General features: G+C 69.8%; 15 protein-coding genes. 8 read left to right on the top strand and 7 right to left on the bottom strand.

The genetic code is table 11. The features are described 5' to 3' along the window. Window positions 1-145 precede the first annotated feature (145 nt). From QE401_RS16955 to QE401_RS16935, 5 genes are all read left to right on the top strand, one after another. The gene (locus tag QE401_RS16955; RefSeq protein WP_307139315.1) at window positions 146-1141 is read left to right on the top strand and encodes a TRAP transporter substrate-binding protein; all 996 of its coding nucleotides are present in this window, start codon (window positions 146-148) and stop codon (window positions 1139-1141) included. Then, the gene (locus QE401_RS16950; RefSeq protein ID WP_307139314.1) at window positions 1142-1705 is read left to right on the top strand and encodes a TRAP transporter small permease; all 564 of its coding nucleotides are present in this window, start codon (window positions 1142-1144) and stop codon (window positions 1703-1705) included. A 10-nt stretch (window positions 1706-1715) separates the two neighbouring features. Next, window positions 1716-2996, top strand: coding sequence for a TRAP transporter large permease (locus QE401_RS16945; protein WP_307139313.1), 1281 nt, complete (start codon window positions 1716-1718; stop codon window positions 2994-2996). 154 nt (window positions 2997-3150) lie between these two features. Then, a complete protein-coding gene (locus QE401_RS16940; RefSeq protein ID WP_307139312.1) occupies window positions 3151-3993 on the top strand; it encodes an NAD-dependent epimerase/dehydratase family protein in 843 nt (280 codons plus the stop codon). Between the two features lie 2 nt (window positions 3994-3995). Next, on the top strand, window positions 3996-4841 hold the full coding sequence (locus QE401_RS16935) for an aldose 1-epimerase (protein WP_307139311.1): 846 nt from the start codon (window positions 3996-3998) through the stop codon (window positions 4839-4841). Here QE401_RS16935 and QE401_RS16930 read toward each other — a convergent pair. After that, entirely contained in the window at window positions 4835-5032 is a 198-nt protein-coding gene (locus QE401_RS16930) for a hypothetical protein (RefSeq protein WP_307139310.1), read from the bottom strand. The genes QE401_RS16935 and QE401_RS16930 overlap by 7 nt on opposite strands. Here QE401_RS16930 and QE401_RS16925 point away from each other — a divergent pair. Further along, window positions 5031-6089: an FAD-dependent oxidoreductase gene (locus QE401_RS16925; protein ID WP_307139309.1), complete on the top strand. Its 1059-nt coding sequence runs from the start codon at window positions 5031-5033 to the stop codon at window positions 6087-6089. The two genes, QE401_RS16930 and QE401_RS16925, sit on opposite strands and share 2 nt — an antisense overlap. Window positions 6090-6095: 6 nt before the next feature. Here QE401_RS16925 and QE401_RS16920 read toward each other — a convergent pair whose 3' ends face one another. Beyond that, window positions 6096-7394: an esterase-like activity of phytase family protein gene (locus tag QE401_RS16920; protein ID WP_307139308.1), complete on the bottom strand. Its 1299-nt coding sequence runs from the start codon at window positions 7392-7394 to the stop codon at window positions 6096-6098. Window positions 7395-7649: 255 nt separating this feature from the next. Here QE401_RS16920 and QE401_RS16915 point away from each other — a divergent pair, with 255 nt between their 5' ends. Further along, window positions 7650-8705: a TerC family protein gene (locus tag QE401_RS16915; RefSeq protein WP_373461453.1), complete on the top strand. Its 1056-nt coding sequence runs from the start codon at window positions 7650-7652 to the stop codon at window positions 8703-8705. 109 nt (window positions 8706-8814) lie between these two features. Here the strand turns inward: QE401_RS16915 and QE401_RS16910 are convergent, their stop codons facing one another. The 5 genes from QE401_RS16910 to QE401_RS16890 all read right to left on the bottom strand — a co-directional run bounded on the left by QE401_RS16910 (window position 8815) and on the right by QE401_RS16890 (window position 14710). Continuing rightward, window positions 8815-10227, bottom strand: a complete 1413-nt coding sequence (locus tag QE401_RS16910) for a TRAP transporter large permease (RefSeq protein ID WP_307139307.1) — start codon at window positions 10225-10227, stop codon at window positions 8815-8817. Between the two features lie 31 nt (window positions 10228-10258). Further along, window positions 10259-10807 carry a TRAP transporter small permease subunit gene (locus QE401_RS16905; RefSeq protein ID WP_307139306.1) on the bottom strand — a complete coding sequence of 183 codons (549 nt, stop codon included), beginning with the start codon at window positions 10805-10807 and terminating at the stop codon, window positions 10259-10261. Between the two features lie 308 nt (window positions 10808-11115). After that, window positions 11116-12243: a TRAP transporter substrate-binding protein gene (locus tag QE401_RS16900; RefSeq protein WP_307139305.1), complete on the bottom strand. Its 1128-nt coding sequence runs from the start codon at window positions 12241-12243 to the stop codon at window positions 11116-11118. 164 nt (window positions 12244-12407) lie between these two features. Continuing rightward, a complete protein-coding gene (locus tag QE401_RS16895; protein WP_307139304.1) occupies window positions 12408-13796 on the bottom strand; it encodes an FAD-binding oxidoreductase in 1389 nt (462 codons plus the stop codon). Further along, entirely contained in the window at window positions 13793-14710 is a 918-nt protein-coding gene (locus QE401_RS16890) for a dimethylarginine dimethylaminohydrolase family protein (protein WP_307139303.1), read from the bottom strand. Before QE401_RS16890 ends, QE401_RS16895 begins: the two co-directional genes overlap by 4 nt. Before the next feature lie 148 nt (window positions 14711-14858). On the opposite strand from QE401_RS16890, the gene QE401_RS16885 reads away from it, so the two are divergent. After that, complete coding sequence (locus QE401_RS16885; protein WP_271136763.1) at window positions 14859-15617, top strand: HpcH/HpaI aldolase family protein; 759 nt, start codon at window positions 14859-14861, stop codon at window positions 15615-15617. Window positions 15618-15649 lie beyond the last annotated feature (32 nt).

Raw genomic sequence — 15649 nt, 5'->3', positions numbered from 1 at the left:
CGGCGTTGACAGCGGAACGCTCCCGTTCCAAATTCCGCTGAAAGATTGCCCCGCTCTGTTGTATGATGACAGGACGTCATACCCCAGAACGACAAGAATCGCCGGGCTGCCGAACGAGCCTGCAGGCTCAGACCAGGAGACGTCCATGACTTTCCCGCTTTCGCGCCGCCGCGCCCTGCTCGCGCTTCCGGCTCTCGCCGCGCCGACGCTGATCGGCTTCAAGGCCAGCGCCCAGGCCATCAATCTGCGCTCTGCCGACATCCACCCGGATGGCTACCCCACCGTCGAAGGCGTCAAGATCCTGGCGAAGCTGGCCAAGGAGCGTTCCAACGGCCGCATCAACATCCAGGTCTTCCACTCCCGCCAGCTGGGCGAGGAGAAGGACACGCTGGAGCAGACGCGGTTCGGCGTCATCGACATGAACCGCACCAATTTCGCGGGGCTGAACAACCTGGTGCCGGAGACGGTGATCCCGGGCCTGCCCTTCCTGTTCCGCGACGAGGCGCATATGCACACCGTCATGGACGGGCAGATCGGCCAGGAGATCCTGGCCGGTGCCGAGCGCCACGGGCTGGTCGGGCTGTGCTGCTACGACAGCGGCGCGCGCTCCATGTACAACCGGCTGCGGCCGATCAACCAGCTCTCCGACATGCGCGGCATGAAGATCCGTGTGCAGCAATCGGATCTCTGGCTGGCGATGATGCGGGCGCTGGGCGCCAATGCGACGCCGCTGCCGACCGGCGAGGTCTATTCGGCGCTGCAGACCGGCGTCATCGACGGCGCCGAGAACAACTACCCCACCTACCAGTCGCAGCGGCATTTCGAGGTGGCGAAGTTCTACTCCATCACCGAGCATTCGATGTCGCCCGAGATCCTGGTGATGTCGAAGCGCAGCTATGACCGCCTGCCGCGCGAGATGCAGACGGTGCTGCGCGAGAGCGCCCGCGACAGCGTGCCCGAGATGCGCAAGCTCTGGGTCGCCCGCAGCGAGACGGCGCGCCGCGACGTCGTCGCCGGCGGCACCGTCATCAACACCGTCGACAAGGCCCCCTTCGAGCAGGCCATGGCCCCGGTCTATGACCAGTTCGTGCGCGACGAGCGGCTGAAGGCGATGGTGCGGCGCATCCGGGAGACCGCCTGAATGGCGGCCGCCCGCCAGCACGGGGGCGGCACGGCGCGGGCCTGGGCGCGGGGCTTCGGCCTCGCCCTCGACCGGTGTTGCAGCCTCTGCCTCGGTATCGCCGGTCTCGCCCTGGTGGCGATGACCGGCATCGTCTCCTGGGGCGTGTTCGGCCGCTTCGTGCTGAACGACACCCCCGCCTGGGCCGAATCGGCGGCCCTGCTGCTGATGGGCTGGGTCATCCTCGGCGCCGCCGCGGCCGGTGTGCGCGAGGGCTTCCATATGGGCTTCGACACGCTGAAGGCCCTGCTGCCCACCCCGCTGTCGCGCTTCTGCGACGTGCTCTCCGACCTCGTCGTCACCCTGTTCGGCGCCGGCATGGCCTGGTTCGGCGGCGAGCTCGCCCTCGATGTCTGGGACGCCACCCTGCCCGCCATCGGCCTGCCCGGCACGGTGGAATACCTGCCGCTGGTGCTCGGCGGCGTCATGATCACGCTGTTCGGGCTGGAGCGGCTGGCCGCGCATCTGGCAGGCGAGGACGCCCCGGCCGAGGCGATGGTCACCCCCCTGGTCAGCGACGCCTGAGGCCCGGACCATGGAAATCACCATTCTGCTCGGCAGCTTCACGCTGCTGCTGCTGATCGGCACGCCGGTTGCCTTCGCGCTCGGCGCCGCCTCGCTCGCCACCGTGCTCTGGATGGACCTGCCGCCGCTGGTCGTGTTCCAGCAGCTCTCCTCGGGCATGAACGTCTTCTCCATGCTCGCCATCCCCTTCTTCGTCTTCGCCGGCGACCTGATGCTGCGCGGCCAGATCGCCGACCGGCTGGTGGGCCTGGCGGCGGCGCTGGTCGGGCATATGCGCGGCGGGCTCGGCCAGGTGAATGTCGTGGCGGCGACGCTGTTCGGCGGCGTCTCCGGCTCGGCCGTCGCCGATGCCTCCGCCGTCGGCGGCGTCATGATCCCGCAAATGCGCGCCCGCGGCTACGCGCCGGACTACGCCGTCAACGTCACCGCCAATGCGGCGCTGATCGACCTGCTGATCCCGCCCAGCCACAACATGATCCTCTACGTCATCGCCGCCGGCGGCGCGATCAGCGTGGCGGATCTGTTCACCGCCGGCATCCTGCCCGGCATGCTGCTGATGGCGGTGCTGATGTTCACCGCCTGGGCGGTGGCGGTGAAGCGCGGCTACCCGCGCGAGACCTTCCCCGGCTGGTGGGCGCTGGCCCGGCTGACGGCGGCCGCCCTGCCGGGGCTGATGCTGATCGTCATCATCTTCGCCGGCGTGCGCAGCGGCATCTTTACCGCCACCGAAAGCGCCGTGGTCGCCGTGCTCTACGCGCTGCTGGTCACGCTGTTCGTCTATCGCAGCCTGAGCTGGAGCGGCTTCATCCACGCCGTGCTGGGTGGCGCCCGCACCACCGGCATGGTGATGCTGATCATCGGCTGCGCCAGCGCCTTCGGCTGGCTGATGGCGCTGCTGCAGGTGCCGGCCATGACGGTCGAGCTGATGCAGGGCATCACCGACAACCCGCTGCTGATGCTGCTGCTGATCAACGTGATCCTGCTGCTGCTCGGCACCTTCATGGACATGGCGCCGCTGATCATGATCGGCACGCCGATCTTCCTGCCGCTGGCCATGAAGCTCGGCATGGACCCGGTGCAGTTCGGCGTGGTGCTGATCCTCAATCTCGGCATCGGGCTGATCACGCCGCCGGTCGGCCCGGTGCTGTTCGTCGCCTGCGCCGTCGGCAAGGTGTCGATGTGGGACGCCACCAAGACCAGCCTGCCCTTCTACACCGCCGCCTTCGCGGTGCTGCTGGTGGTCACCTATGTGCCGGCGGTCTCGCTCTGGCTGCCCAGCCTGTTCCACTGAACTGGCGCGCGCGCCCCGCCTTGCGCGGGGCGCGCCCCTCCCGGCCCGGACAGGCCACCGGCGCCCCTGGCCAGGCGCCGTTTTTTCGTGAACCCTCCGCCATCCCGTGGGCCCTTCCCAGGGCCGAGCCCGAATCGCCAGGAGCCTCGCTTCGATGACCGCCCCGAAAACCGTCCTGATCACCGGTGCCTCCGGCAATCTCGGCCGCGTGCTGACCCGTGCCCTGGCCGATCGCGGCTACGCGCTGCGCCTGACCGACATCAAGCCCTTCCCCGATGACCTGCCCGGCCAGGCGCGCTTCGAGATCGCCGATCTGGGCGACGAGGCGGCGATGCGCCACATCGCCGATGGCTGCGACGCCATCCTGCATTTTGGCGGCGTCTCCATCGACCGGCCCTTCGAGGAGGTGCTGGACCCCAATATCCGCGGCCTCTACCTGATCTATGAGGCGGCGCGCCGCTCCGGCGCCCGGGTGCTGTTCGCCAGCTCCAACCACGCCATCGGCTTCCACAACCGCCCCGGTCCGGGCGAGCCGAAGCTCGACCATGATTGCGCCTTCCGCCCCGACAGCTTCTACGGCCTGTCCAAGGCCTATGGCGAGCTGATGGGCCGGCTCTACTGGGACAAGCACGGCGTCGAGAACCTGAATGTGCGCATCGGCAGCTCCTTCCCCGAGCCGGTCGATGCCCGCATGCTCTCCACCTGGCTGTCCTTCGATGATCTCTCCCGCCTCTGCATCGCCTTCGTCGAGGCGCCGAAGGTCGGCCATGCCGTGGTCTGGGGCGCCAGCGACAACCCGGCCAGCTTCTGGGGCACCGACCATCGCGAGCGCATCGGCTGGGCGCCGCAGGACAGCGCCGAGCCCTTCCGCGCCAAGGTGGGCGAGATCTTCTCCGGCAACCCGGTGACCGAGCGCTACCAGGGCGGCGCCTATTGCGCCAATGACTACAGCCGGCAGGGCTTCAGCCCGCGCGACGCCTTCAGCCTGGAGGATTGAGCGTGCGTCTGGCTGCCGCGGGCTGGGACGCCACGCTGCTTCCCGACCGCGGCGCCGCCTTCGCCGCGCTGCGCTGGCAGGGGCGCGACCTGCTGGCGCCGCTGCCCGACGGCGCCGACCCCAACACCGGCATGGCCGGCGCCTTCTGGATGCTGCCCTGGACCAACCGGCTGGAGGGCGGCGCCTTCCCCTGGGCCGGCGCGGTACACCACTTCCCCATCACCCATCCGGCGGAAGGCAATGCGCTGCACGGCCTGGCCCGCACCCGACCCTGGCAGGTGGACGCCGCCACGCCGGATTCCGCCAGCCTGACCCAGCAGGGGGAGGGCGGGCCGTTCCACTGGCGCGCCCGGCTTGCTGTCGCGCTCTCCGCCGCCGGGCTGCGCCTCTCGCTCGCGCTGGAGAATGCCGGCGACGCGCCCTGCCCGATGGGCTTCGGCTGGCACCCCTGGTTCGCCCGGCCCGAGGGCTGCGCGGTGCGCTTCGCCGCCACCCATCGTTTCCCGACCGACGACCGCAAGCTGCCCTTGCCGCCTGAGCCCAGCCCCGGCCTGTCGCAGGGCGAGGCCGAATGGCTGGGCCTCGACGCGCAATTCGCCGGCTGGGACGGGGTGGCCGCGCTGCAGCGCCCCGATGGCCGGGTGACGCTGCGCGCGCGCGGCGACTGGGCGCGGAACCTGCAATTCTACGCCCCCGCCCATCTGCCGCTGCTCTGCCTGGAGCCGGTGAGCCATGTGCCGGCGGTGATCAACCGGCCAGCGCTGGCGCCCTGGGGGGCGATGCGGGTGCTGGCGCCGGGGGAGGGGATGACGGGGGAGATTGAAGTGAAATTCACGGAAATTCAGTGATCTTCTTTTTCTGAAGAAAAAGAAGCAAAAAGACTTTCTTCAGGCTGCCGCCGTCTCCCGTCCAGGCGGGACGCCAAACTGAAAAAAGTTTTTTGGTTCTTTTTTTCTAAAAAAGAACCCCTTGCCTGGCTTCCGCTTTTTGCCATCCTCCCCGCCATGCCGAACGCGCTTGTCCTCGGGGCCGGGATCATGGGCCTTTCCGCCGCCTGGGGGCTCACCCGGGCCGGCTGGTCCGTCACGATCGTCGAGCAGGACGACATCCCCAACCCGCGCGGCGCCAGCGTCGACGAGCACCGGCTGATCCGCCACGCCTATGGGGCGGAGCGCGGCTATATGCGCATGGTCGATGAGGCCTATGCCGCCTGGGACCTGCTCTGGGCCGAGCTGGGCGAGCGCCCCTATGTGCCGACCGGCGTGCTGGCGCTGGGCGATGCCGCGGGCGGCTGGCTGGCGGAAAGCCGCGCCGCCCTGGCCGGGGACGGCCATGCCTATGCCGATCTCGACCCGGCGGCGCTGGAGGCGCGCTTCCCCATGCTGCGCGCCGCCGGCGTGGGCGACGCCTTCCACATGGAGACCGGTGGCGTGCTGCTGGCACGCCGCATCGTCGCCGCCCTGGCGGCGCTGCTGCGCCGGCGCGGCGTGACCTTCCGCCAGGGCCGCGCGGGCGAGGCCGACCCGGCCCGCGCCCGGCTGCGCCTGGAGGATGGCGCGGTGCTGGAGGCCGATCTGCTGGTGCTGGCCGCCGGCCCCTGGGCGCCGCGCTTCCTGCCGGGGCTGGCCGGGCGGGTCACCGCCTCCCGCCAGATCGTCGTCTATCTGGAGCCGCCGGCGGCGCAGCGCGAGGCCTGGGTGCGGGCGCCGATGCTGCTGGACCTCTCGGCGCAGGGCGGCTTCTACGCGGTGCCGCCGGTGGCCGGCACGGCGCTGAAGATCGGCGACCACCGCTTCTCCTGCCAGGGCGACGCCGAGGCCGATCCGCGCGAGGCCAGCGCGGCGGAGGCCGAGGCGATCCTGGACCTGGCCCGCCCGCGGCTGCGCGACGCGGGCGCCTATCGCGTGCTCGGCGCCCGCGCCTGCTACTACGATGTGCAGCCGGAGGAGCGCTTCCTGCTGGAGCCGCTCGGCGAGCGGACCATGCTGATGAGCGGCTTCTCCGGCCATGGCTTCAAATTCGGCCCGCTGCTCGGCCTGGCGGTGGCGGCGGAGGACCGCGCCAGCCGCACCGGATGGGCGGCCGGGCGCGGCTGAGCCCCTTCACCACTCCAGCGCGCCGCGCACCAGGGCGATGCGCGTGCGCTCGCCGCCAATGCCGAAATCATCGTCGTTGATCAGCATCAGCGTGTTGCCGGGCAGCAGGGCGATGCCCTCGATCTTGCCGGGCAGCTCGGGATGGTCGGCGCTGTCCAGCACCAGGCGCTTCTGCACCGGCACCACGCCGCTGCCGGAGAGGTCGCGCAGCTGCTCCAGGCTGGGGCGGGTGTTGCCATCATCCCAGGCGCTGCCGGCGATGTCGGTGGCACCCTGGTCGAGGCGCACCTCGTAGAGCTTGGTGGTCTTCTCCGTCCGCTCCAGCACCAGCAGCCGGTCGGGGCCGAGCCAGGCGAGCTCGGAGATGCGCGGGTCGTTCTGCCGCTCCGACGGGTCGTTGCGGAAGCTGCGCGGATCGTCGAGCTGGTAGACCCACTCCCCGGTGACGCGGCCGGCGGCGGGGTCGAAGCGGATCAGCCGCGTGTTGCTGGCCTGGCGATAGGCGGCGGTGTCGGGGTTGGCCAGCGGGTTCTGCAGGATGGCGTAGAGCGTGGCGCCATCCGGCGTGCCGGCCATGCTCTCGATGCCGCGGTTGGACTGGCGCCGCGCCAGGATGGCGGGCAGGCCGGGCTCGATGCGGTAGCCGGAGGCGGCGAACTCGCCCTCCGTGCCGGCCGGCACGATGCGGCGCAGGATGCGGCCATCGGGCGCCACCTCGACCAGGGAGGGACCATTCTCCTCGCCCACCCAGAAGCGGCCATCCGGCAGGCGCAGCAGCCCCTCGGCATCGATGGCGGCGGGGTCGAAGGCCAGGCGCTGGCCCTGGCCGTCCAGCGGCTGCTCGGTGCGGCCGGGCAGCGGGTTGGTCAGGCCAGTGATCGGGCTTCCGTCCGGGCGCTTCAGCGCGATCGCCTCGAACACCCGGAAGCGGCGCTGCCCGGGCAGCAGCTGCACGCCATAGAGGGTCGGGGAATAATGCGGCACCGGGTAGAGCCGGCCGCGCGGATCGGCGGCGCAGATCGCGGCCGGTGCCTGCCCGGTGAATTCCTCCGCATCGGCGCAGGCGATGTTCGGGCCGCGATCGGACAGGGTGTAGACGATGTCGGCCGGGTCACCGGGGCGGTGATGCGCGGCGCTGCCGATGCCCACCGTGAACTCCGCCACCCGCCCGCCGGGAAAGGTGTAGCGGCCGAGGCGCAGCGCCGGGTCGTCGCTCTCCAGCATGGTGATCTCGGGGGCCGCCCAGGCCGGGCCGGAGAGCAGGCTGGGCAGGGCCAGGCAGGTGGCGAGCAGCAGGCGTCGCATGGGTCGATCCGCGTGTTGGAAGGTGGCGCGGACCCTAGCCCCGGCCCGGCGCGCCGCCGCGTGACCTTTCCATGACACCCTGCGCCGGGCGGGCGCGCAGGGCGGCCGGCCTGCCGGCGGAAAATCCGCCGCGCCCCGGGACGCGGCGCTTGATGGCGCCCCCCGCCGCGACCATGTCCTTTACCGTCCGGTTCCCTCTGGCAGCGCATCTCTTTGCGCCTGCGATGTCGGACGCATCGCCTTGATCCCGTTCCCATGCCTGGGAACCCGACCATGCCGGAGCCGCAATTGGAATTCCTCACAGCCAGCTTCCTGGCCACGCCCGTCTGGATGTGGCTGGCCTTCATGGGCCTCGTCATCCTGCTCCTCGTGCTCGACCTCGGGGTCCTGCACCGCGAGACGCGGGAGATCGGCGCGCGCGAGAGCCTGATGCTCTCGGCGGTCTATATCGGCCTCGGCCTGCTGTTCGGCGGCTGGGTCTGGTATTCCTTCGACCATCTGCGGCCGCCGCTGGACGGCGCGCTCGACGGTGCCACCGCCGCCCAGCTCTACTGGACCGGCTTCATCGTCGAGAAGACGCTGGCGATGGACAATGTCTTCGTCATCGCCATGATCTTCGGCTATTTCGCCATTCCGCGCCTGTACCAGCACCGGGTGCTGTTCTGGGGCATCCTCGGCGTCATCGTGCTGCGCGCGCTGATGATCGGGCTCGGCGCCAGCATCGTCCAGCAATTCGGCTGGGTGCTCTACCTCTTCGCCGCTTTCCTGATCTTCACCGGCATCAAGATGTGGCGCATGGCCGATGCCAGGCCGGATATCGCGGGCAATCCGCTGCTCCGCTTCATCCGCCGCCGCTTCCGGGTGACGGAGGAACTGCAGGGCGAGCGTTTCTTCATCCGCCAGCCGGACCCCAGGACCGGCCGCGCCGCCTGGTTCATGACGCCGCTCTTCCTGGCGCTGATCCTGGTGGAGGTGGCGGATGTCATCTTCGCGGTGGATTCGGTGCCGGCGATCTTCGCCATCACCACCGACCCCTTCATCGTCTACACCTCGAACATCTTCGCCATCCTCGGCCTGCGCGCGCTGTATTTCGCGCTGGCGGCGATGGTGCACCGCTTCCACTACCTGAAATACGCGCTGTCGGTGCTGCTGGTGTTCATCGGCTCGAAGATCTTCCTGGCCGATCTGCTCTTCCCCGCGACCGGCAAGGTGCCGCCCGCTGTCTCGCTCGGCATCACCTTCGCCATCCTGGCGGTGGGCATCCTCTGGTCGCTGTGGAAGACCCGCGGCGGCGCCGGGGAGCGGGCCTGACCCGGGCGCCGGCAGCAGCCCGCCGCGGCGGGCCCGAAAAAAACCCGCGCCGGTCGCCCGGCGCGGGTCTGCCATCCGGGGCGCGGGGGCCATGCGGCCCCCGCCCGCGTCACTTGAAGATGATCGGCGCGTCGTCGGCCGGCATGTCCGGCATCGGCACGTCGATGCGCACCGTGCTCGGGTCGATGCTCGGCCCGTCCTCCAGCCAGTAGGTCACGCTTTCCGGCCAGAAGATGATGATGGCCACCAGCACCAGCTGCAGGCACAGCCAGGGCACGGCGCCCCAGTAGATGTCGCGCGAGCGCACTTCCTTGGGCGCGATGCCGCGCAGGTAGAACAGCGCGAAGCCGAAGGGCGGGTGCATGAAGCTGGTCTGCATGTTCACGCAGAGCAGCACGCCGAACCAGACCAGGTTGATGTCGAGCTTGGCGGCGACCGGGGCCAGCAGCGGCACCACGATGAAGGCGATCTCGAAGAAGTCGAGGAAGAACGCCAGGAAGAAGACGAAGATGTTGACGAAGATCAGGAAGCCCGTCTGCCCGCCCGGCAGGTGGGACAGCAGGTGCTCGATCCACAGGCCGCCATCGACGCCCTGGAACACCAGGCTGAAGACGGTCGAGCCCACCAGGATGAAGATGACCATGCAGGTGATGCGCATGGTGTTGTCCATCGCCTGGCGGATCAGCGTCCAGGTGAGGCGGCGGTTGATGGCGGCGAGCACGACGGCGCCCACCGCGCCCATCGCCCCCGCCTCGGTCGGCGTGGCGAGGCCCATGAAGATCGTGCCGAGCACCAGGAAGATCAGCACGATCGAGGGCACCATGCCCTTCAGCACGCGCCAGATCAGCGGCCAGCCGCGCTGGTGCAGCGCCTCGGGCGGCAGGGCCGGCACCTTGTGCGGCTGGAAGATCGACACGCCGGCGATGAACAGCAGGAACAGCGCGACCTGCAGGAAGGACGGCCCGATGGCGCCTGCATACATGTCGCCCACGCTCTTGCCGAGCTGGTCGCCCAGGATGATCAGCACCAGCGAGGGCGGGATCACCTGGGTGATGGTGCCCGACGCCGCGATGACGCCGGTGGCGATGCGCATGTCATAGCCGTAGCGCATCATCACCGGCAGCGAGATCATGCCCATGGCGATGACCGAGGCGGCGACGGTGCCGGTGATGGCCCCCAGCACCGCGCCCACCAGGATGACGGCATAGGCGAGGCCGCCCGGGATCTTGCCGAAGAGCTGGCCGGTGCCCTCCAGCAGATCCTCGGCCAGGCCGCATCGCTCCAGGATCGCCCCCATCAGGGTGAAGAAGGGGATCGAGAGCAGCAGGTCGTTCGACATGATGCCGAACACCCGGAAGGGCAGATTGCCCAGATAGGCCGGGGTGAAGAAGCCCAGCTCGATCGACAGGAAGCCGAAGAACAGCCCGACCGCGGCCAGCGAGAAGGCCACCGGAAAGCCGATCAGCAGGAACACGACGAGGCCGCCGAACATCAGCGGCGGCATCATCTCGAGGGTCAGCATCGCAGGAGGGTTCCGGATTTCGGTTGCGGGGTCATTGCTCCGGACGGTGGTAGTCGACCACCACCTCCGTCTCCGGCCTGATGCCGCGCAGCAGGGCGATGCGCTTGATCAGCTCCGACAGGCCCTGCAGCGTGAGCAGGGCGAAGCCCACCGGCAGCAGCAGCTTCACCGGCCAGCGGATCAGCCCGCCGGCATTCGAGGATTCCTCGGCCCGCAGATAGCTGTCGAGGAAGAAGGGCCAGGTCATCCAGGCCAGCAGCGCCATGGCGGGCAGCAGGAAGAAGATGATGCCGAGGATGTCGACCCAGAGCCGGGCGCGCTCGGACAGGTTGCCGAACACCAGGTCGACGCGCACATGCTCGTTGCGCAGCAGGGTCTGCGAGGCGCCGAGCATGACGATGCCGGCGAAGAAGTACCACTGCACCTCCAGCCAGGCATTGGAGGAGTAGTTGACGCCATAGCGCACCACGGCATTGCCGGCGCTGACCACGCAGGCCAGCAGCACCAGCCAGGAGGCGATGACGCCGAAGCCGTTACTGACCTTGTCCATGGCCCGACTGAAGCCAAGCAGGGCACCCATCCAGGGGTTCCTCCCAAGAACACGACGAGATCCGGCGCCATGACGGCACCGGAGCGAGAGGGGCGGCCGCCGGCCCGCCCAGGGGTGGCCCCGAAGGGCGGCCCCGCTGGGCGGGCCGGCGGGCCCGGCTTTCCACTAGCGTGAAAATTCCGTCCCCGGCAGACGGAACATTTCGGCCGGCAGAGGTTCGGCCTTCCGGATCATGCGCCGCGGCGCCGCCCGGGGGCCGGCGGGCGCCCGGGGCCGGCGGCCCCGGGGCAGGTTCATGACGGGGCCGGCGGCCCCGGCTGGGCGCCCGGCCCCGGCGCTCAGCGCCGCGGCTGGCCGGCGGCGGGCTGCGCCTGGGACTGCGCCTCCTGCCCGTACATGGCGTAGACGAACTGGTCGAAGCTGTTCTCGGCGACGCGGAACCAGCCATACTGGCTCTCGCGGAAGGTCTTCCAATGCTCGTAGACCGTCCGGAAATTCTCGTTGCGGGCGGCGGTCTCGTCATACAGCTCGAAGGCGGCGCGGTAGCAGGCCTGCATCACCTCGCGCGGGAAGGCGCGCAGCTGGGTGCCGGAGGCGATCAGCCGCTTCAGCGCCGCCGGGTTCTGCACGTCGTATTTCGCCATGGTCTCGATGGTCGAGTCGCGGCAGGCGCTTTCCAGCACGTCCTTGTAGAGCTGCGGCAGCTCCTCATACTTCGCCTTGTTGATGTACATGGAGAGGTTCAGGCACCCCTCCCACCAGCCGGGGAAGTAGTAGAACTGGGCGACGCGGTTGAAGCCGAGCTTCTCGTCGTCATAGGGGCCGATCCACTCGGCCGCGTCCACCGTGCCCTTCTCCAGCGCCGGGTAGATGTCGCCGCCGGCGATCTGCTGCGGCACCACGCCGAGCTTCTGCAGCACATTGCCGGCGAAGCCGCCGATACGGAATTTCAGCCCGTTCAGGTCCTGGACGGTGCGGATCTCGCGGCGGAACCAGCCGCCCATCTGGGCGCCGGTGTTGCCGGCCGGGATCGAGACGATGTTGTACTTGGCGAAGAAGTCCTTCATCACGTCGCGCCCGCCGCCCTGCTGCAGCCAGGCATTGGTCTGGCGCATGTTCAGGCCGAAGGGCACCGCGCCGTCGAAGGCGAAGGTCGGGTCCTTGCCGACGAAATAGTAGGAGGCGGTGTGGGCGCACTCCACCGTGCCGTTCTGCACGGCATCCGCCACCTGCAGCCCCGGCACCAGCTCGCCGGCGGGGAAGGCGCGGATCTGGAACTTGTTGTCGGTCAGCGCCGCGACCCGCTTCGCCACATGCTCGCCGGCGCCCCAGATGGTGTCCAGGGAGCGGGGGAAGGAGCTGGCCAGGCGCCAGCGGATTTCCGGATGGGTCTGCGCGATGGCCGGGGCCGCCAGGGCGGAGGCGCCGATCACGGCACCGCCTGCCAGCAATTGACGACGGATCATTGGCTTTGAGGCTCCCTTGGACATCCGGCGGCGTGGCGCCGGAACGGGGCTCAGTTTCAGGGATTCCTTTCGCCTTGTCATCCACGGACCGGTCCCTGGACGGGTCAGCAGGCGTGACTTTTTTTCAGGGCGCCCCCCGGCCGGGCGGGCCGGGGGGCCGCCGCTCAGTTCAGGAACAGCTTGCCGGGGTTCAGGATGCCCTTCGGGTCCAGGCTGGTCTTCAGCCCGCGCATCACCGCCAGCACTTCGGGCCCATGCTCCTGCACCAGGAATTCCCGCTTGCCGAGGCCGATGCCGTGCTCGCCCGAGCAGGTGCCGCCCAGCGCCAGCCCCTGCGCCACGATGCGGCGGTCCAGCTCCCACGCCTTCTGCAGCCCCTCCGGATCGTCGGCCGGGAAGAGGATGACGCAGTGGAAATTGCCGTCGCCCACATGGCCGACGATGCAGGTGTTCTGGCCCATCGCCACCGCCGCCTCCTTGGCGCCGATGATCGCCTCCGCCAGGCGGGAGATCGGCACGCAGACATCGGTGGTGATGCCGCGGCAGCCCGGATACAGCGCATTGGCCGCCCACCAGGCATCGTGGCGGGCCTTCCACAGCCGGTTGCGGCTCTCGGCATCCTCGGCCCAGGCGAAGCCCTGGCCGCCCATCTCGGCGGCGATCGCCTCCACCGCCTCGGCCTGCTCGCGCACCCCTGCCGGGCTGCCATGGAATTCCAGGAACAGCGTCGGCAGGGCCGCGTAGGGCAGCTTGGAATAGGCGATGGAGGCGCGCATCTGGTCGGCATCCGCCAGCTCGATGCGCGCCACCGGAATGCCCGCCTGCATGGTCATGATGACCGTCTCCACCGCGGCGGAGAGGCTGTCGAACTGGCAGACCGCGGCGGTCGTCGCCTCCGGGATGCCGTGCAGCCGCAGGCGGATCTTCGTCACCACGCCGAGCGTGCCCTCGGAGCCGATGAACAGCCGCGTCAGATCATAGCCATTGGCGGATTTGCGGGTGCGCCCACCGGTCTGGATGATGCGGCCATCGGCCAGCACCACCTCGAGGCCCAGCGTTGCCTCGCGCATCGTGCCGTAGCGCACGGCGTTGGTGCCGCTGGCGCGCGTCGCCACCATGCCGCCCAGCGTGCAATGGCTGCCGGGATCGACCGGGAAGAACAGCCCCTGGTCGCGCAGGAAGTCGTTCAGCTGGTGGCGGGTGACGCCCGGCTCCACCAGGCAGTCCATATCCTCGGCATTCACTTCCAGGATCGCCGTCATGCGCGACAGGTCGAGGCTGAGGCCGCGCTGCACCGGCACCACATGCCCCTCCAGGCTGGTGCCGGCGCCGAAGGGCGTCACCGGCACGCCATGCGCGTGGCACAGCGCCAGAAGACGAGAAACCTCCTCGGTCGTCTCGACGAAGGCGACGGCGTCGGGCAGCACCGGCGGGTTGGAATCCTCGCCCTTGGAATGCTGCTCGCGGATCGAGGCATTGGTGGAAAGCCGCTCGCCCAGGAAGGCGCGGGCCGCCGCCAGCACGGTGTCGAGCGGGTTGGTGTCGATGGTCATGCAGTTTCCTCCTCCCGCGCGAGCGGGCAGGTCAGGCAATGGGGGCCGCCGCCCCCCAGGGTGAACAGCGAAAGCTCGGGGTCCAGCACGGAGAGCCCCTCGGCGCGCAGGGCGGCGTTCAGCGCCGTGCTGCCGCGCGCCGAGATCACCCGGTCGCCGCCAAGTGCCAGGATGTTGCAGCCGAGCTGCATGGCGTCGCGATAGCCGACCGGGATGGTGCGGATGCCATGGCCGCGCAGCCAGGCGAGGAAGTCACTGTCCAGCACCTCCTCGCAGGCGACGGCCAGGCCGGGGGCTGCCATGCAGAACAGCACGTCGAGATGCAGGAAATGCTCCTCGAAAGGCTGCAGCCGGACCTCCCAGCCCTCGGCGCGCAGCCAGCCCGCCAGCTGCTCCGCCCCCGCCTCATCGGTGCGGCCGCCGGAATGGCCGATGACGGCCAGGCCCGGGCGGAGGATGTGGATATCGCCCCCCTCCAGCGTCCCGGCATTGGACATCTTCCAGAACGCGCTGCCCTGCTTCCGATGCCAGTCGATCAGAAAAAAGTATTCGCCGCGGCGTTGCGGGCGTTCCAGCTGGCACAGCACCGGGCCCCGATGCGTCACCACCACGCTGTCGCGCGTATAGACCATGTAGGGCAGATGCGGCTCCGGCCGCAGAAGGTGCACCCGGGCGCCGCCCTGTTCCAGCGCCGCCACCAGCTCCGCATGCTGCGCCTGCAGATGCGGCAGCGCCGGCCCCTGGCGGGACTCGGCCAGGGTGCGGCGGGCGATGCTGTTGGTCGGCAGCCAGCGGTAATGATCCGGCGGGCAGACCAGAACGTCCCGGAGCGGCGCGGTCTCGGAGGCGACGCGCCAGGGCGTGGGGACCGGCGCCTCGGCGGCGGCGGGCGAGGGGGGAAGCGGGCTCGGCATGGGCGCGCAGGCTACGCCCGGCGCGGGCGGCCGGAAAGAGCGCCGATCGGCGCGCCCCTGCCGCGCTTTCGCGCGGCGGACGCGTTGACGCCCCCCGGCGCGAGTCCTAGCGTTTCAATCCCGCCGTCCCGGAGGAAATGGAATAACAATGGCGAACAAGGTGAAAGAGGCCTGGGCGCAAGGTCGCGCCGTGGTCAATGGCTGGCTGGCCATCCCCAGCGCCTTCAGCGCGGAGACCATGGCCCAGGCCGGCTTCGACAGCCTGACCGTGGACATGCAGCACGGGGTGCAGGACTACCTCTCCACCGTCGCCTGCTTCCAGGGCATGCAGCCGCACCCGGTGACGCCGATGGTGCGGGTGCCCTGGAACGAGCCCGGCATCGTCGGCAAGGTGCTGGACGCCGGCGCCATGGGCGTCATCTGCCCGATGGTGAACACCGCCGAGCAGGCCGCGGCGCTCGTCTCCGCCTGCCGCTACCCGCCCGAGGGCACGCGCAGCTTCGGCCCGATCCGCGCCGGCATCTATGGCGAGGCCAACAGCTATTTCGACACGGCCAACCGCGACATCGCGGTGATCCCGATGATCGAGACCAAGCAGGCGCTCGACAATCTGGAAGCCATCCTCGACACGCCGGGCGTCGACGGCATCTATGTCGGCCCCTCCGATCTCGGCCTCTCCCTCGGCCTGCCGCCGAAGCTGGACCGCGAGGAGCCGGAGATCCTGAAGATCTATGAGCGGCTGCTGTCGGAATGCGGCAAGCGCAACCTCGCCGTCGGCCTGCACAACGGCACCGCCGCCTATGCCAAGCGCATGATCGGCATGGGCTTCAAGCTGGTCACCATCATGAACGACAGCGGCATCCTGCTGCAGGCCGCCCGCGCGGCGGTGGCGACGGCCAAGGGCTGAAACAGACGGGGGAGGCGCTGCCTCCCCCGAAC

The sequence above is a fragment of the Pseudoroseomonas cervicalis genome, from assembly GCF_030818485.1.
GTDB classification, from domain to species: Bacteria; Pseudomonadota; Alphaproteobacteria; order Acetobacterales; family Acetobacteraceae; genus Pseudoroseomonas; species Pseudoroseomonas cervicalis_A.
Note: the sequence above shows the minus strand (reverse complement) of the source record. Positions and strands in the feature narration are given on the sequence as shown.